Source organism: Mycobacterium sp. 5-140-3-2, assembly GCF_035666375.1.
GTDB classification, from domain to species: Bacteria; Actinomycetota; Actinomycetes; order Mycobacteriales; family Mycobacteriaceae; genus Mycobacterium; species Mycobacterium intracellulare.
On record NZ_CP142025.1, the window covers coordinates 2,403,019 to 2,422,744 of the forward strand.

General features: G+C 67.7%; 2 protein-coding genes. Both read left to right on the forward strand.

Going from position 1 to position 19,726, the window contains the following annotated elements:
- Nucleotides 1-4 precede the first annotated feature (4 nt).
- The gene (locus P6281_RS11450; protein ID WP_324738887.1) at nucleotides 5-17,839 is read left to right on the forward strand and encodes a non-ribosomal peptide synthetase; all 17,835 of its coding nucleotides are present in this window, start codon (nucleotides 5-7) and stop codon (nucleotides 17,837-17,839) included.
- Nucleotides 17,839-19,347, forward strand: a complete 1,509-nt coding sequence (locus P6281_RS11455; protein ID WP_139826522.1) for an MFS transporter — start codon at nucleotides 17,839-17,841, stop codon at nucleotides 19,345-19,347. Before P6281_RS11450 ends, P6281_RS11455 begins: the two co-directional genes overlap by 1 nt.
- Nucleotides 19,348-19,726: the final 379 nt, after the last annotated feature.

Consider the following 19,726-nt stretch of genomic DNA (forward strand, 5'->3'; position numbering starts at 1 on the left):
TCCGATGACGATCGATGACCGGGCGCTGTCGGTTGGGCGCGAACGACTGACGGAATCTGACGGTGGGCCATTCCCGCTGACACGCGGGCAACTGGATATATGGCTTGCGCAGGAAACCGATCGCGGAGGCGCGAGGTGGCAACTGGGCTATCTTCTGCGAATCGAGGGCACGCTCGACCCTTGGTTGCTGGAGCACACGATCCGTCAAGTGGTGCGCGAGGCCGAACCATTTAGAGCCGCCTTTTTCCAGGTGGATGGCCAGGTGTTCCAAGCGGCGGTTGATTACCCGGATGTCGAGCTTGCTCGCTATGAGCGGATGGGCTCGCAGGATCCTGTCCAGGAAGCCTATCGGCTGGCATCCTCGATTCAGCGCACGGTGATGCCGCTCAGCGGGCCGCTGTTCAAATTCGCGTTGTTGCAGACGCGGGCAGATGAATTTTATTTGTTCGTCTGCTGCCACCATATAGTGGCGGACGGAATCGGCCTCGCTCTTATTTGTCATCGGATCGGCGATGTCTACAATGCCATGGCGTCGGGCGCGCCGATTCCCCCCGCTTTTTTCGGATCGCTGAGTGATCTGATTGCTTGCGAGGCGGAATACGAAGCGTCCACCGATTATCTCGACGATCAGGCCTATTGGACCAAGAACCTGCCGGCCGAAAGCGAACCGCCTTATGGGTTGGCGCCCGCCGCGGACGGCCGTGAACCCTACGAATCTTCTGCACCGGTGGAATTGGACCCTGTTGCTGTCTCTGGGATCCGAGAGTTGTCGCAGGCGTTGGGGGTGCGTCGCTCGTCGGTGATTGCCGCGGCATGCGCGCTCCTGGTGGGAGGGTGCGACGTCGAGGGCTCGGAGGTGGTTTTCGATTTTCCGGTAAGCAGGCGGGTCCGTCCGGAGACACAGACGGTGCCCGGAATGGTTACCGGGTTCGTCCCATTAGTCTTGAAGGCTTCGCCGGAATCCACGATTGCCAGTTTTTGTGAGCATGTCGACAGGCGACTGCGAGAAGCGTTGGACCATCAGCGGTTCCCGGTGCATCTCATCGAGTACAGGCGACCCCGCGGCTCCGCGCAGAGGTCGAATCGCGTAATCCTCAATTTCATCCCGACTACAAATCTGGCGAATATCGCCGGTGCCAAGATTTCTGGCACCCTGACCCATACGAATCTCGTCGATCAATGTGGGCTGGACTTCTTCAGCGACCACGATCGGCTCTTCCTCGGCCTGCAACCCGGCGCGAAGACGAGTGGGTTCGGCGGCGCTGGGCAGTGGCTTTCTCGTTGTGACATCCGCGATTTGGTCGGTCGGTTGGAGCGGGTGTTGGTGGGGATGGCGGCCGATGCGGGTCGGCGGTTGTCGTCGGTGGATGTGCTGGGTGAGGGTGAGCGCGCGCGCCTGGAAGAGCTTGGTAATAAAGCGGTTTTAACGAGCCCGCACGGTGTTGCGGTGTCGGTGCCGGCATTGTTCGCCACCCAGGTGGCCCGGATTCCGGATGCCGTGGCGGTGGTGTGCGAGGACCAGTCGCTGACGTATCGCGAGCTGGATGAGGTGTCGAATCGGTTGGCGCACCTGCTTGTTGGGCGGGGTGCGGGGCCGGGGCGGACTGTGGCGGTGGTGTTGTCGCGGTCGGCCGAGGCGGTGGTAGCGATCCTGGCGGTGCTCAAGACGGGGGCGGCGTATTTGCCGATCGACCCGGGTCTGCCCGCGGAGCGGATCGGCTTCGTGCTCGCCGATGCCGCGCCGATCGCGGCGATCACCACCGCGGCGCTGACCGAGCGGCTCGACGGCCATGACGTGGCGGTCATCGACGTCAACGATCCCGCCATCGACGCCCAACCGTGTACGGGGTTGCGGGGCCCGGAGCCTGAGGATATCGCGTATGTGATTTACACCTCGGGCACCACCGGGGTGCCCAAAGGTGTTGGGATCAGCCATCGCAACGTGACCCAGTTGTTGGGGTCGTTGCGGGCCGGGCTGCCGGCCGCGGGGGTGTGGGCGCTGTGTCATTCGTTGGCGTTCGACGTGTCGGTGTGGGAGATCTTCGGTGCCCTGCTGCGCGGTGGCCGGCTGGTGGTGGTGCCCGAGGCGGTGAGCGCCTCACCGCAGGATCTGCATCGGGTGCTGGTCGCCGAAGGCGTCAGCGTGTTGACCCAGACGCCGTCGGCGGTGGCCGCGCTGCCGGTCGAGGGGCTGGAGTCGGTGGCCTTGGCGGTAGTGGGTGAGGCGTGTCCGGCCGAGGTGGTGGATCGGTGGGCGCCGGGGCGGGTGATGGTCAACGCCTATGGCCCGACCGAGACCACGATGTGCGTGGCGATCAGCGCGCCCTTAAAGGCCGGCTCGAGTGTGGTGCCCATCGGTGCGCCGGTGGCGGGGGCGGCGTTGTTCGTGCTCGATGGGTGGTTGCGCCCGGTGCCGGCCGGTGTGGTCGGCGAGCTGTATGTGGCCGGTCGCGGCGTGGGATGCGGCTATGTGGGCCGACCAGGGTTGACCGGGTCGCGGTTTGTGGCCTGCCCATTCGGAGCGCCGGGCCAACGGATGTATCGCACCGGGGATCTGGTGCGTTGGCGCGCCGATGGGCAGCTGGATTATCTGGGGCGCGCCGATGAGCAGGTCAAGATCCGCGGCTATCGCATCGAGCTCGGCGAAATTCAGACCGCCCTGACCGCGCTGAGTCAGGTGGATCAGGCGGTGGTCATCGCCCGCGAGGACCGCCCCGGCGACAAACGCCTGGTCGCCTACATCACCGAATCCGGCACCGGCACCGTCGATCCCGGCGAGCTGCGTACCGCGCTGGGCGAGCGGCTACCGGAATATATGGTGCCGGCCGCGGTGGTCGTGCTCGACGCGCTGCCGTTGACGGTCAACGGCAAACTCGATACCCGCGCCCTGCCCGCACCCGAATACCAGAGCGCCGGTTATCGCGCGCCGGCCAACCCGGTCGAAGAGATCCTGGCCGGCGCGTTCGCCGAGGTCCTCGGGATTGAGCGCGTCGGGGTCGACCAGTCGTTCTTCGATCTGGGTGGCGACTCGCTGCTGGCGACGCGCCTGGTCGCCGTAATCAACACCAGCCTCGATGCCGAGCTTTCGGTACCCGCCCTGTTTGACGCGCCCACGGTTGGCCAGTTGGCGCTCCGCGTCGCCGGGGATGGCGGTCGACGCGAGCCCGTGGTGGCGGTTGAGCGGCCCGCGGTGGTGCCGTTGTCGTTTGCCCAGCAACGCTTGTGGTTCATCGACCAACTGCAAGGGCCTTCACCGATCTACAACATACCGGCGGCGTTGCGGCTCAGCGGACCGCTGGATGCCGAGGCGTTAGGGGCGGCGCTGTCCGACGTCGTGGCCCGCCATGAGAGCCTCCGCACGCTCTTTGCGGCGCCCAACGGAACACCGCAGCAGATGGTTATCCCAAGGGAAGAAGTCGATTTCGGCTGGCAGATCATTGATGCCACCGGCTGGTCGGAAAGCCGGCTGAGTGAGGCCGTCAAAGCCACAGCGTGCCACACGTTCGATTTGGCCACCGAGATTCCTTTGCGGGCACGGCTTTTCCGCATCGCCGACGACGAACACGTGCTGGTGGCCGTGGTGCACCACATCGCCGCCGACGGCTGGTCGATCACCGCTCTGGTGCGTGATCTGGGACTGGCTTATGCCAGCCGGTATGCGGGGCAGGCACCCGGTTGGGCGCCATTGCCCGTGCAGTACGCCGATTACACGCTGTGGCAGCGCACCCAGCTCGGTGACGTCACCGACAGCGACAGCCCGATCGCCGCGCAGCTGGCGTACTGGGAGCAGGAGCTGGCCGGGCTGCCCGAGCGCCTGGCATTGCCCACCGACCGGCCATATCCGCCCGTGGCCGATTACCGCGGCGCCAGCGTGGTCGTGGACTGGCCGGTTGAGCTGCAGCTGCGGATTGCTCAAGTGGCCCGTGAGCACAACGCGACCAGGTTCATGGTGATCCAGGCCGCCCTGGCCGCACTGCTGTCCAAGCTGACCGCCAGCAGCGATGTGGCGGTCGGGTTCGCGATCGCCGGGCGGCGCGACCCGGCGCTCGACGAGCTGGTGGGGTTTTTCATCAACACCCTCGTGCTGCGGGTCGATGCGGCCGGGGATCCCACCGTGGCCGAGTTGCTCGCTCAGGTGCGGGCGCGCAGCGTGGCCGCCTACGAGCACCAGGACGTGCCCTTCGAGGTGCTCGTGGAGCGCCTCAACCCGACCCGAAGCCTGGCGCACCACCCGCTGATACAGGTGGTGTTGGCCTGGCAGAACTTCCCCGGCCACACCAGCGATCCCGCCGCCGGGCTGGACTTGGGTGAGCTACAGGTCACGCGTTTGCCGGTGGACACTCAGTCGGCGCGCATGGATCTGACATTCACGCTGGCCGAACGGTTCACCGAGGCTGGTGAGCCCGCCGGGATCGCCGGGGATGTGGAGTTCCGCACCGACGTGTTCGACGCGGCCAGCATCGAGGTATTGATCGAGCGGTTGGAGCGGGTGCTGGCGGCGATGACCGCCGATCCCAGCCGGCGATTGTCGTCGGTGGATGTCCTGGATGCCGCTGAGCGCGCACACCTGGACAAGATCGGTAACCGGGCGGTGTTGGCCCGGCCGGTGCCAACCGCGGCGTCGATTCCGGCGGTGTTCGCCGCTCAGGTGGCGCGCACGCCGGAGGCGGCGGCGATCACTTTTGAAGGCCGGTCGACGACCTACCGGGAGCTCGACGAGGCGTCGAACCGGTTGGCGCACCTGTTGGCCGCCCTGGGCGCCGGCCCGGGACAGTGTGTGGCGCTGCTCTTGCCACGGTCGGCCGGGGCGGTCGTGGCGGTAATGGCGGTGCTCAAGACCGGGGCGGCGTATCTGGCGATCGATCCGGCGCACCCGACGGCGCGAATGGAGTTCATGGTTGCCGATGCCGGACCGATCGCGGCGATCACCACCACAGGGCTGGTTGACCGGTTCGACGGCCGTGACCTGCCGGTCATCGATGTCGACGATCCGCGCATCCTGGGCTGCCCGTGCACGGGCCTGCCGACGCCGGCTGCCGAGGAGATCGCCTACCTGATCTACACGTCGGGCACCACCGGGGTTCCCAAAGGCGTTGCCATTCCCCACCACAACGTGACCCGCCTGCTGACGGCACTGAGCGCCGACCTGGAGCTGTCGCCGGAGCAGGTGTGGACGCAGTGCCATTCGCTGGCCTTCGACTACTCGGTGTGGGAGATCTTCGGTGCGCTGTTGCACGGCGGGCGGCTGGTGGTGGTACCGGAGTCCGTGACGCGCTCACCCGAAGACCTGCACGCGTTGCTCATCGCCGAACAGGTCAGCGTATTGAGCCAGACGCCGTCGGCGTTTTATGCGCTGCAAACCGCCGATGCGCGGGCACCCGAGCGGGGATCTCAGCTGAAGCTCGAGACGGTGGTGTTCGGCGGCGAGGCGCTAGAACCCCAGCGCCTGGGAACCTGGTTGGACCGCCACCGCCGGTCACCGCGGCTTATCAACATGTACGGCATCACCGAGACGACCGTGCATGCCTCGTTCCGCGAGATCAGCGTCGCCGACGTCGACCGCAGTGTCAGCCCCATCGGGGTGCCGTTGGTGCACCTTGGCTTTTTTGTGCTGGACGCGTCGTTGCGTCCGGTGCCGGTCGGGGTGGTCGGGGAGTTGTATGTGGCCGGCGGCGGGCTGGCGTACGGATACCTGGGCCGGGCCGCTTTGACCGGTTCGCGGTTTGTGGCGTGCCCGTTCGGCGCGCCGGGACAACGGATGTATCGCACCGGGGATTTGGTGAGTTGGGGGCGCGACGGGCAGCTGGATTATCTGGGTCGGGCCGATGAGCAGGTCAAGATCCGCGGGTATCGCATTGAACTCGGTGAGATCCGCGCGGCGCTGGCCGCCCTGGATGGGGTGGAGCAGGCGGCGGTGATCGCCCGCGAGGACCGCCCCGGTGACAAGCGCCTCGTCGGCTATGTCACCGGCACCGCTGACCCGGCCGATGTTCGGGCCCGGCTGGGTCAGCGGCTGCCGGCCTACATGGTCCCGGCGGCGGTGGTGGTGATCGACGCGCTGCCGTTGACGGTCAACGGCAAACTGGACACCCGGGCGCTTCCGGCGCCCGAGTACTGCGAGGGCGATCGCTACCGGGCCCCGGCCACGCCCACCGAGGAGATCGTGGCCGGCATCTACGCCCAGGTGCTCGGGCTCGAGCGCGTCGGGGTCGACGACTCCTTCTTCGACCTGGGCGGGGATTCCCTATCAGCCATGCGCGTCATCGCCGCCATCAACAAATCCCTGGACGCCGGCCTCGCGGTGCGCACCGTGTTCGAGTCACCCACCGTTGCCCAGTTGGCGCCCCGTATCGGCGGGGACGGCGGTACGCGTCAGCCGTTGGTGGCCGGCACGCGGCCGCCGATGGTGCCGTTGTCGTATGCGCAGAGCCGGTTGTGGTTCCTCGACCGGTTCGAGGGCGGGGTGGCGACCTACAACATGCCGACCGCGTTTCGGATCAGCGGGGCGCTGGACGTCGAGGCGTTGACGGCGGCCGTCGATGACGTCATCGCCCGCCACGAGGCGCTGCGCACCATATTTCCCGACATGGACGGTGTGCCGTTCCAGCAGGTGCTGTCGGCCGAGGCCGGGATGTGGCGGCGTGGCGACGCGGCAGTGGTGTCGTTGACCGAACAGGATCTGCTCGGCGAGTTGGTGGAACTGGCGGGATATCGGTTCGATCTGGCAACCGAGATCCCGATTCGCGCGCAGATCTATGAGGTGGGCCCCGAGCAGCATGTCGTGGGAATTGTGGTGCACCACATCGCATTTGACGGCTGGTCACTGGCTCCGATGGCCCGGGATATCGGCGAGGCCTATCTGGCGCGGCGGGGGGGCCGGGCCCCGCAATGGGCGCCGTTGCCGGTGCAGTACGCCGATTACACGCTCTGGCAACGGGATTGGTTGGGCGTCGAGTCCGATCCCGACAGTGTGATTGCCGGGCAGCTGGCCTATTGGCGGCAGGAGTTGGCCGATTTGCCCGAGGTGGTGTCGCTGCCGACGGATCGGGCGCGCCCGCCGGTGCCCAGCTACCGCGGCGATGCGGTGGACATGCACCTCGACCCGCGGCTGTGGGCGGGGATCAAGGCGTTGGCGGCGGCGCATAACGCGACCGCCTCGATGGTGTTGCAGGCGGCCATGGTGGTGGTCCTGCACCGGGCCGGGGTCGGCGAGGACGTGACCATGGGCACCCCGATCGCCGGGCGGATGGATGCGGCGCTGGATGAGCTGGTCGGGTTCTTCGTCAACACCTGGGTGCTGCGGGTGGGTGTGAGGCCTGCGCACCGGTTCAGCGATGTGCTCGAGCAGGTGCGCCAGAAGGCGCTGGACGCCTACACCAATCAGGATGTGCCGTTCGAGCGACTGGTCGAGCAGCTCAACCCGGTGCGCTCCACGGCGCACCATCCGCTGTTTCAGGTGGCCCTGGCCTTCCAGAACAATGTGCGCCCCGAGGTGGCGCTCGACGGGCTCAGCGTCGAGCCGCTGGCGGTGGACAGCCGCACCGCCAAATTCGATCTGGATGTCGACCTGCGGGAGGTGCCCTCCGACGACCCGGCCGCACCGATGGCCGCCGGGGTCGTGACCTATGCCACGGACCTGTATGAACGGGCCACCATCGAGCGCTTCGTCACCTGGTTCACGCGGGTGATCGAAGCGGTCGTCGCGGATGCGTCGGTGGTGGTGGGCGACCTGGCGCTGCTGGATCGCGACGAGCGTGATCTGGTGCTGTCGCGGTGGTCTGGCGCCGGAGTTGGGGCGCCGGCGGGGGTGGCGCCGGAGTTGTTGGACGCGGCGGTGGCCGCCGACCCGGACGCGGTGGCGATCGTGGATCGGGCCCGGAGCTTGTCCTACCGCGAGCTCGACACGTGGTCGACGCGGATGGCGCGGGTGCTGATCGAGGCGGGGGTGGGCCCCGAACGCGCGGTGGGCGTGGCGATGGGCCGGTCCACGGAACTCGTGGTGGCGTGGTGGGCGGTGCAGAAAGCCGGCGGCGTGTATGTGCCGGTGGATCCCGCTCACCCGGTCGAGCGGATCGTGACGGTGCTGGACGCCGTGGGCGCGGTGTGCGTGTTGACCCGCGACGCAGACACGGTGGCCGGCGCCGGCACGCGCCCGGTGCTGCGCATCGACGGCCTGGACCTGTCCGGGCGGTGCGCCGAACCGATCACGGACGCCGACCGGCTGGCGGAGTTGGGACCGGACAACACCGCGTATGTGATCTTCACGTCGGGGTCCACCGGCACCCCGAAGGGCGTGGCGGTCACCCACGGCGGTCTGCCCGGGGTCGCCGCGGCGCACCGCGAGGCGTTTGGGCTGGGCGCGGACACCCGAATGCTGGCGGTGCTCTCCCCGACATTCGACGCCGCGCTCGGTGAGTTGTTGGTCGCGGTGGGTTCGCGCGGCGCGTTGGTGGTCGCGCCGCCGGAGGTGTATGCCGGCGAGGCGTTGACCGCATTGCTGCAGGAGCAACGGGTCAACGCGGCCGTGATGACCCCGACGTTGCTGTCGTCGCTGGATCGAAGCCGGCTGGATGTGTTGTCCACCTTGATCGTCGGCGGTGAGGCCTGCCCCGACGAGTTGGTGGCCGCGTGGGCGCCGGGGCGGCGCATGTTCAACGGCTACGGCCCGACCGAGGCCACAATCTGGGCCACCACGGTGCCGCTCGTGGCGGGGCAGCCGGTCCGCATCGGCAGCCCGCTCCCGGGGATGCGCGCGCTGGTGCTCGACGCGCGGCTGAACCCCGCCCCCATCGGGGTGATCGGCGAGTTGTATCTGGGCGGACCGGCGCTGGCGCGCGGCTACCTGGGCCGCGCGGATCTGACCGCGGAACGGTTCGTGGCCGATCCCTACGGGCCCGCGGGCGCGCGGCTGTATCGCACCGGCGACCTGGCGCGCTGGACGCTCGACGGAACCCTGGACTACCTCGGCCGTGCCGACGCTCAGATCAAGCTGCGCGGGCACCGCATCGAACTGGGCGAAATCGAAAACACCTTGCTGGGCTGCCCGCAGGTCGCCCGGGCGGCCGCCAGCGTGCACGAGAGCAGAACCGGCTCGCACCTCGTCGCCTATGTCACCCTCGAGCAGGCCACCACCGCCGAGCACGACGCCGAAACCGTCCAAGCGTGGCAACACCTGTATGACGAGGCGTATGGCGCCGACGTGGACGCGCCGGAATTCGGCATGGATTTCCGCGGCTGGAACAGCAGCTACACCGACGATCCGATCCCGCTCGAGGAGATGATCGAGTGGCGTTCGGCCACGGTGGATCGGATCCTCGAGTTGCATCCCGCGCGGGTGCTGGAGATCGGCGTGGGTTCGGGGCTATTGCTTTCCCAGTTGGCGCCGGTCTGTGCCGAGTACTGGGCCACGGACTTCTCCGCGCCGACGATCCAGAGGCTGCAGGCCGCCGTGGCCGGGCAGCCGTGGGGGGATCGGGTGCGGTTGCGGGTGCAGCCCGCCGATGTGGCAGATGCGTTGCCGGAGAGCCATTTCGATGTGGTGGTGCTCAACTCGGTGGTCCAGTACTTCCCGAGCGCGCGCTATCTCACCGACGTGCTGGCGGTCGCGATGCGATTGCTGGCACCAGGCGGGGCACTGTTCGTCGGCGACGTGCGTAATCACAGCCTGCAGGGCGCGTTTCAAACCGGCGTCGCGCTTGTCCGGGCCGCCAACGACACCGCCGACGTTGACGAGATTCGCCAACGAGTTCAGCGCGCCATGCTCGGCGAAGCCGAATTACTATTGGCCCCAGAGTTTTTCACCGCCTGGGCCGCTGGCCATGCATCGGTGGCCGGGCTGGATATTGAAGTCAAGCGCGGCGCGGCCGACAACGAACTCAACCGGTATCGCTACGACCTCGTCGTCTTTAAAACCCCGGCGCCGGTGCGCTCACTGGCCGGCGCAGACAGCTGGGCGTGGGCCCAGTGCGCGGGCCTGGGCGGGCTGAACGACCGGTTGGTGGCCGAGCGTCCCGCCATTGTTCGCGTCACCGAGATCCCCCGCGCGGGAGTGATCAGCGACGTGCATGCCGAACACGCCCTCGCCGACGGGCTCGCCCTGTCCGACGCGCTGGCCCTGGCCGAGAGCGCGGACGCCGTTGTCCCCGAACAGCTCCACCGCCTTGGCGAGAGTGCCGGATACCGCGTCGCGGTCACCTGGGGAGCCCAACCGGGCACCGTGGACGCGGTGTTCGTCACTGCCGCCGACGCTGAGCGGAGCTGGGCGCTGACCGATCTGTATCTGCCGCCCGACGCGGCCCACCGAGTCACCAGTCACGCCAACGACCCGCAGACCAACACCAAAATCACCGCCGTGCGTCAGCAGTTGAGCGCGTGGTTGCCCGAGTACATGGTGCCGACGCACATCGTGGTGCTCGACGAGTTCCCGATGACGTCCTCGGGCAAGATCGACCGTAAGGCCTTGCCGGCGCCCGTTTTTGCCACCACAGTCTTCCGAGCGCCGCAGACCCAGACCGAAAAGATCGTCGCCGGCCTGTTCGCCGAGGTGCTGGCGATCGACAAGGTCGGGGCCGACGACTCGTTCTTCGACCTGGGTGGGGATTCGCTGTCGGCGATGCGGCTGATCGCCGCGGTCAACAACGTTCTGGATGCCGACCTGTCGGTGCGTGCCGTGTTCGAGGCCCCCACGGTTGCCGAATTGGCGCCCCGTATCGGTCAGGGCGGAGGCCTGGAGCCGCTGGTGCCGGCGGAGCGGCCGGCGGTGATTCCGTTGTCGTTTGCCCAGAGTCGGTTGTGGTTTATCGACCAATTGCAAGGGCCTTCACCGCTTTACAACGTGGTGGTGCCGTTGCGGCTGAGTGGGCGCCTCGATGCGGACGCGCTGGGTGCGGCGCTGGTCGATGTGGTCAGCCGCCATGAGAGCCTGCGCACCCTGTTCCGGGCGGTCGACGGGATACCGCAGCAACTGGTGGTGCCCGCCGACCAGGCCGATTTCGGCTGGGACGTCGTTGATGCCACCGGATGGCCGGCTGGCCAGGTGGAGGACGCCGTCGGCGCCGTGGTGCGCTACGGGTTTGACCTGGCCACCGAGATCCCGTTGCGGGCACGGCTTTTCCGCGTCGCCGACGATGAACACGTGATGGTGGCCGTGCTGCACGAAATCGCCGCCGACGGTTGGTCGACGACCCGCCTGGTGCGAGACATGAGTGTGGCCTATGCAAGCCGGTGCGCGCGCCGGGCCCCCGACTGGGCCCCATTGCCGGTGCAGTATGTCGACTACACGCTGTGGCAGCGCGCGCAGTTTGGCGATCTCGACGACAGTGAAAGCCGCATCGCCGCGCAGCTGGCCTACTGGGAGCAGACGCTGGCCGGGATGCCCGAGCGGCTGCAGCTGCCCACCGACCGGCCCTATCCGCCGGTGGCCGATCAGCGCGGCGCCAGGGTGACCGTCGAGTGGCCGGCGTTGTTGCAGCAGCAGATTGCGCGGATGGCCCGCGAACACAACGCGACCGGATTCATGGTGACGCAGGCCGCCCTGGCGGTGCTGCTGTCGAAGCTCAGCGCCAGCAGCGATGTGGCGGTGGGATTCGCGATCGCCGGGCGCCGCGATCCCGCGCTCGACGAGCTGGTGGGATTCTTCGTCAACACCTTGGTGCTGCGTGTCGATCTTGCCGGCGATCCCACCGTCGCCGAGCTGCTGGCGCAGGTGCGATCACGCGGGCTGGCCGCCTACGAGCACCAGGACGTGCCGTTCGAGGTACTCGTCGAGCGGCTCAACCCCACCCGATCGTTGGCCCACCACCCGCTGGTCCAGGTGATGTTGGGCTGGAACAACTTTCCGGGACAGGTCAGCGTCCCCGAGACCGGGCTGAGCTTGGGAGACCTTCAGGTCACGCCGCTGCTCGGGGACACCCAGACCGCGAAAATGGATCTCGTCTTCTTCCTCAAAGAATGCTGGACCGACGCCGGTGAGCCCGCCGGGATTTCGGGGCAAGTCGAATTTCGCACCGACGTGTTCGACGCGGACAGCGTCTTGGCGTTGATCGGTCGGTTGGAGCGGGTATTGGTGGGGATGGCCGCCGATGCGGGTCGGCGGTTGTCGTCGGTGGATGTGCTGGGTGAGGGTGAGCGCGCTCGCCTGGAAGAGCTTGGTAATAAGGCGGTTTTGGCCATTCCGCACAGCGTTGCGGTGTCGGTGCCGGAGTTGTTCGCCGCCCAGGTGGCCCGGATTCCGGATGCCGTGGCGGTGGTCAGTGAAGGACTGTCGGTGACCTACCGCGAGCTTGATGAGGCGTCGAATCGGCTGGCGCATCTGCTTGTTGGGCGGGGGGCGGGGCCGGGGCGGACTGTGGCGGTGGTGTTGTCGCGGTCGGCCGAGGCGGTAGTGGCGATCCTGGCGGTGCTCAAGACGGGGGCGGCGTACTTGCCGATCGACCCGGGCCTGCCCGCGGAGCGGATCGGCTTCGTGCTCGCCGATGCCGCGCCGATCGCGGCGATCACCACCGCGGCGCTGACCGAGCGGCTCGACGGCCATGACGTGGCGGTCATCGACGTCAACGATCCCGCCATCGACGCCCAACCGGACACGGATTTGTCGGGGCCGGCCCCGGACGACATCGCGTATGTGATTTACACCTCGGGCACCACCGGGGTGCCCAAAGGTGTTGGGATCAGCCATCGCAACGTGACCCAGTTGTTGGGGTCGTTGCGGGCCGGGCTGCCGGCCGCGGGGGTGTGGGCGCTGTGTCATTCGTTGGCGTTCGATGTGTCGGTGTGGGAGATCTTCGGGGCCCTGCTGCGCGGTGGCCGGCTGGTGGTGGTGCCCGAGGCGGTGAGCGCCTCACCGCAGGATCTGCATCGGGTGCTGGTCGCCGAAGGCGTCAGCGTGTTGACCCAGACGCCATCGGCGGTGGCGGCGCTGCCCACCGACGGTTTGGAGTCGCTGGCCTTGGCGGTAGTGGGTGAGGCGTGTCCGGCCGAGGTGGTGGATCGGTGGGCGCCGGGGCGGGTGATGGTCAACGCCTATGGCCCGACCGAGACCACGATGTGCGTGGCGATCAGCGCGCCCTTAAAGGCCGGCTCGAGTGTGGTGCCCATCGGTGCGCCGGTACCGGGGGCCGCCCTGTTCGTCCTCGACGGCTGGTTGCATCCCGTGCCCGCGGGGGTGGTCGGTGAGTTGTATGTGGCCGGTGCCGGGGTGGCGGCCGGGTATGCGGGTCGTGCGTCATTGACCGCATCACGGTTTGTCGCCTGCCCATTCGGGGCGCCGGGCCAACGGATGTATCGCACCGGGGATCTGGTGCGCTGGCGCGCCGACGGGCAGCTGGATTACCTGGGGCGCGCCGATGAGCAGGTCAAGATCCGCGGCTACCGCATCGAACTCGGCGAAATTCAGACCGCCCTGACCGCGCTGAGTGGGGTGGATCAGGCGGTGGTCATCGCCCGCGAGGACCGCCCCGGCGACAAACGCCTGGTCGCCTACATCACCGGCACCGTCGATCCCGGCGAGCTGCGTACCGCGCTGGGCGAGCGGCTACCGGAATATATGGTGCCGGCCGCGGTGGTCGTGCTCGACGCGCTGCCGTTGACGGTCAACGGCAAACTCGATACCCGCGCCCTGCCCGCACCCGAATACCAGAGCGCCGGTTATCGCGCGCCGGCCAACCCGGTCGAAGAGATCCTGGCCGGCGCGTTCGCCGAGGTCCTCGGGATTGAGCGCGTCGGGGTCGACCAGTCGTTCTTCGATCTGGGTGGGGATTCGCTGCTGGCGATGCGCTTGGTCGCCGCGATCGAGATGGGTCTGAAGGCAGAACTTTCGGTGCGCACCGTGTTCGAAGCGCCCACGGTTGGCCAGTTGGCGCTCCGCGTCGGCGGAGGCGGCGGTCGACGCCAGCCGGTGGTGGCTCTGGAGCGGCCTGAGGTGGTGCCGTTGTCGTTTGCCCAGCAACGCTTGTGGTTCATCGACCAGTTGCTGGGGCCTTCGCCGATCTACAACATGGCGGTGGCGCTGCGCCTCAGCGGACGGCTGGATGCCGAGGCGTTAGGGGCGGCGCTCGCCGATGTGGTAGCCCGCCAGGAGACCCTACGCACCCTCTTCCCGGCCATCGACGGGATACCCGAACAGGTGGTTATCCCGATCGAGCAGGCCGACTTCGGTTGGCAGGTCGTCGATGCCACCGACTGGCCGGAAACCCGGCTGCAGGAGGCCGTCGACCCGACGGTGCGTCACTCGTTCGATCTGGCCACCGAGATTCCTTTGCGGGCACGGCTTTTCCGCATCGCGGACGACGAACACGTGCTGGTGGCCGTGGTGCACCACATCGCCGCCGACGGCTTGTCGATGTCGCCGCTGGTGGCTGATCTGGCGGTGGCGTACGCCAGCCGGTGTGCGGGGCAGGCACCCGGTTGGGCGCCGTTGCCGGTGCAGTACGCCGATTACACGCTGTGGCAGCGCACCCAGCTCGGTGATGTCACCGACAGCGACAGCCCGATCGCCGCCCAGCTGGCGTACTGGGAGCAGGAGCTGGCCGGGCTGCCCGAGCGCCTGGCGCTGCCCACCGATCGGCCCTATCCGCCCATGGCCGACTACCGCGGCGCCAGCGTCATGGTGGAGTGGCCGCCCGAGCTGCAGCAGCGGGTGCGCGCGGTGGCCCGGGAGCACAACGCGACCAGCTTCATGGTGATCCAGGCCGCCCTGGCCGTACTGCTGGCCAAGGTGACCGCCAGCAGCGACGTGGCGGTCGGATTCGCGATCGCCGGGCGCGATGATCCCGCACTCGATGGATTGGTGGGCTTTTTCGTCAACACCCTGGTGTTGCGGGTCGACCTGGCCGGCGACCCGAGCTTCACCGAATCCCTGGATCAGGTGCGCGCGCGCAGTCTGGCCGCCTACGAGCACCAGGACGTGCCCTTCGAGGTGCTCGTGGAGCGGCTCAACCCGACCCGAAGCCTGGCCCACCACCCGCTGATACAGGCGGTATTGGCCTGGCAGAACTTCGCGCGGGAGGACGGCGTCCCCGCCGGGCTGACCCTGGGTGATCTGCAGGTCACACCGCTGGCGGCGGACACCCGGGTTGCCCGGATGGACCTGACCTTCACGTTGGGCGAACGCTGGACTTCCGCCGGTGATCCCGCTGGCATCGGCGGCTCGGTGGAGTTCCGCACCGACGTGTTCGACGCGGCCACCATCGAAGCGCTGATCGAGCGGCTGGAGCGAGTGCTGATCGCGGTCACCGCCGAGCCGTCCCGAGTGTTGTCGTCCGTGGACGTGCTGGACGCGGGCGAGCACGCTCGGCTGGATGAGATCGGCAACCGGGCGGCGTTGACCCCGACGGCGTCACCCTCGCCGTCGATTCCGGCGGTGTTCGCCGCGCAGCTCACCCGCGCCCCGGAGGCCGTGGCGATCAGCTCCGACGGCCGGTCGATGACCTACCGGGAGCTCGACGAGGCGTCGAACCTGCTGGCGCACCTGCTGACCGCCCAAGGCGCGGGTCCGGGACAGTGCGTGGCGCTGCTGTTCAACCGTTGCGCCGAGGCAGTCGTAGCAATGTTGGCGGTGCTCAAGACCGGAGCGGCCTATCTGCCGATCGACCCCGCGCATCCGGCGGAGCGGATCGCGTTCGTCGTGGCCGATGCCGCGCCGATCGCCGCGATCACCACCGCGGCGCTGGCCGGGCGGCTGGATGGGTGCGACCTAACGGTCATCGATGTGGCCGATCCCCGCATTGACGGCTTCCCCGACACGGGATTGCCGACGCCGGATCCCGATGACATCGCTTACGTGATCTACACGTCGGGCACCACCGGTGTGCCCAAAGGCGTCGCCATCACCCACCGCAACGTCACCGAGCTGCTCGGGTCTCTTGATCCGAGTTTGGCCGGGCCCGAGCAGGTGTGGTCGCAGTGGCACTCCTACAGCTTCGACATCTCGGGGTGGGAGATCTACGGCGCCCTCCTACACGGTGGGCGGTTGGTGGTGGTGCCCGAGTCGGTGGCGGCCGCACCGGAAGACTTCCGCGCGCTGCTGATCACCGAACAGGTCAGCGTCCTATGCCAAACCCCCTCGGCGGTGGGGACGTTGTCGCCGGAGGGTCTGGAGTCGGTGGCCCTGCTGGTGGGCGGCGAGGCCTGCCCCGCCGAGCTGACCGAACGGTGGGCACCCGGGCGCGTGATGATCAACGAATACGGCCCGACCGAGACGACGATGTGGGTGGCCTTGAGCGCGCCGCTGACCGCCGGGTCGGATGTCGTGCCGATCGGTTCGCCGGTACCCGGCGCGGCGTTCTTCGTGCTGGACCGGTGGCTGCGTCCGGTGCCGGTCGGGGTGGTCGGGGAGTTGTATGTGGCCGGTACCGGCGTCGGTATCGGATATGTGCGCCGCCCGGGGTTGACGGCGTCGCGGTTTGTGGCGTGCCCGTTTGGCGCGCCGGGACAACGGATGTATCGCACCGGGGATTTGGTGAGTTGGGGGCGCGACGGGCAGCTGGATTATCTGGGTCGGGCCGATGAGCAGGTCAAGGTCCGCGGGTATCGCATTGAACTCGGTGAGATCCGCGCGGCGCTGGCCGCGCTGGATGGGGTGGAGCAGGCGGCGGTGATCGCCCGCGAGGACCGCCCCGGTGACAAGCGCCTCGTCGGCTATCTCACCGGCACCGCTGACCCGGCCGATGTTCGGGCCCGGCTGGGTCAGCGGCTGCCGGCCTACATGGTCCCGGCGGCGGTGGTGGTGATCGACGCGCTGCCGTTGACGGTCAACGGCAAACTGGACACCCGGGCGCTTCCGGCGCCCGAGTACTGCGAGGGTGATCGCTACCGGGCCCCGGCCACGCCCACCGAGGAGATCGTGGCCGGCATCTACGCCCAGGTGCTCGGGCTCGAGCGCGTCGGGGTCGACGACTCCTTCTTCGATCTGGGTGGGGATTCGCTATCGGCGATGCGCGTCATCGCCGCCATCAACAAATCCCTGGACGCCGGCCTCGCGGTGCGCACGCTGTTCCACGCGCCGTCCGTCAGGAGCTTGAGCCGGGAATTGGCCCAAGATGCCGGCGAGGTGGAAGTCGTGCCCGTCGAGTTCCTCAAGGAGGGCACCGGTATTCCGCTGTTCTGCATCCATCCCGCGAGCGGGCTGAGCTGGCCGTATCACGCCCTCGGAAATTACCTGGACTGCCCGGTCATCGGAATTCAGCAAGCCCCGCAAAACGGCGAGGCCGAACCCGCGTCAATCCGCGACATGGCGAAAAACTATGCCGACCGGATTCAGGGGGTCGATCCGACCGGGCCCTACAACCTTCTCGGCTGGTCTTTCGGAGGCGTCGTCGCCCATGAGATCGCCATCGAGCTCCAGCGACGCGGATGCTCGATCGCACGCCTGATCCTTCTCGACGCCCTCCTGACCGTCCCGAACAGCGACGTCCTGAACAGCGATGTGTTGGTCGAGAAGGCGCTGGAAGAAGTTTTGCGGTTCTGCCGCATCGACATTCCCGATGAGCCGCTCACCTACGAGCTTGCAGAAGAACTACTCCGCGAACGAGGAATCGTCGAATTGGCTCGATACAAGCCGCTCCTCGATTCGATCGTCCGCAACGACGACACGAATCTGGCGTTGGCCCGAGACCATGAACCAGGGGTTTTCAACGGTGACGTGGACGTTTTCGCTGCCGTGGGGGATGACGACGACCAGAGTTCGTCTCCGCTGCAAAGTTGGCGACCTCACATTACTGGCGAAATCCATTGCTACGCGGTCGATTCCAGGCATCAAGAAATGCTGAATACAGAATCGCTCACCCAGTATGGCCAACAACTCAAAGTTCTATTAGAACTCGAAGGTGCGCGCACAGAATGATGGCCGTCAAACCGAGCGCGCCGCGCCCCGCGAAGAGGCGCCTTCCGCCTTTGCTGCGGTCTCGCCCGTTCGTCGCCGTCGTTGTCGCGATCGGCGGCATGCAACTGATGGTGGCGATGGACGGCCCCGTCGCGATCTTTGCGCTGCCCAGGATCCAGAACGAGCTGGGCTTGTCGGATGCCGGGCGGAGCTGGGTGATTACCGCCTACATGCTGACCTTCGGTGGCCTGATGCTGCTGGGTGGCCGCCTGGGTGACACCATCGGCCGCAAGCGCGCTTTCATCGTCGGGGTCGCGCTGTTCACTTTCGCCTCGACCTTGTGCGGCATCGCCTGGGACGGGGGGACCCTGATAACGGCGCGGCTGCTGCACGGCGCGGCTTCCGCGATCATGGCGCCGACCAATTTGGCGCTGATAGCGACCACGTTCCCGAGGGGATCGGCACGCAACGTCGCAACAGGGGTGTTCGGCGCGATGTCCGGTCTCGGCGGGGTGCTGGGCCTGGTGGTGGGCGGCGCGCTGACCGACGTGTCGTGGCGGCTGGCGTTTTTGGTGAACGTGCCGATCGGGCTGGCGGTGATCTGCCTGGCCGTCATCATGCTGCAGGAAACCCAGAAGGAGCGGATGAAGCTCGACGCCACCGGGGCCGCGCTGGCCACGTTGAGCTGTACCGCCGCGGTGTTCGGCCTGTCGATGGGCCCGGAGCACGGGTGGCAGTCGGCCATCACGATCGGTTCGGGCCTGGTGGCCCTGGCCGCCCTCGTGGCGTTCGTCGTGGCGGAGCGCACCGCCGAGAACCCCATCGTGCCGTTCGGCCTGTTCTTCGACCGCAACCGGCTGGCCGCGTTCGCGGCCATGTTCCTCGGCGGTGGCGTGCTGTTCAGCCTGACCGTGCTGGTCGGCATGTATGTGCAGACCATCATGGGCTACAGCCCGCTGCGCGCTGGTGTCGCCTTCATCCCGTTCGGCATCGGGGTGGCCATCGGGGTCGGCGCGGCGTCGAAGCTGGTGATGTGGTTCCCGCCGCGGGTGGTGGTGCTCGCCAGCAGCGGCCTGATTCTGATCGCAACGCTGTACGGCGCGACACTCAACGCCGGGATCCCGTACTTCCCGAACCTGCTTGTGCCGCTCAGCATCGGCGCCCTTGGTATCGGCGCGATCTTCGTCCCGCTCACGCTGTCGGTGATCGCCAGCGTCGGCTCCGACCGGATCGGGCCCACCTCGGCGATTGCCGTGATGCTGCAGACCTTGGGCGGGCCGCTGGTACTGGTCATCATCCAGGCCGCCATCACATCGCACACGCTGCGGCTGGGCGGCACCCTGGGTCCGGTGAAGTCCATGAACGTCGCGCAGTTACATGCGCTGGACCGCGGCTACACCTACGGCCTGTTGTGGCTGGCCGGGGTCGTCGTGCTGCTCGGCGCGGTGGCGCTGCTGATCGGGTACACGGCAGCGCAGGTGGCCCGCGCGCAGGAAGTCAGGAAAGCCGTCGACGCGGGGGAGATCTAGCTCGTCGCGGCCACGGCCGAAGTGTGCGGCGTCGACGAAAAATGCTGTTGCAGAGCGTGATCCGCGCAGCGATCCGGTTTCTGGTGGAGTACTGCCCGCCGCCGGCGCAGCCACCACTCTGTTGGCTCGCGTCGACCACTCTATGTGCGGGTCCTGACTACGCTACCGACTTGATAAGCCTGACAACAGGATTGCAAAACCACAACGCTCTGAATCATGCACCTTGTCGAGCCGTTCCGGGCGATGCCCCAGAGCGCTTGCAACAGCTGTGCACCGATGTGTTCGGCCCTTGCCCACGCGAGATTTGGAGGACCGGTGAGTATCAATCCGTTCGACGACGACCCTGGCAGCCAACTCAGTCGTTGCTGTGAGGGCGCGA

Coding starts and splice junctions, on each gene's coding strand:
- P6281_RS11455 (WP_139826522.1), top strand. CDS start 17,839: ATGGCCGTCAAACCGAGCGCGCCGCGCCCCGCGAAGAGGCGCCTTCCG.
- P6281_RS11450 (WP_324738887.1), top strand. CDS start 5: ATGACGATCGATGACCGGGCGCTGTCGGTTGGGCGCGAACGACTGACG.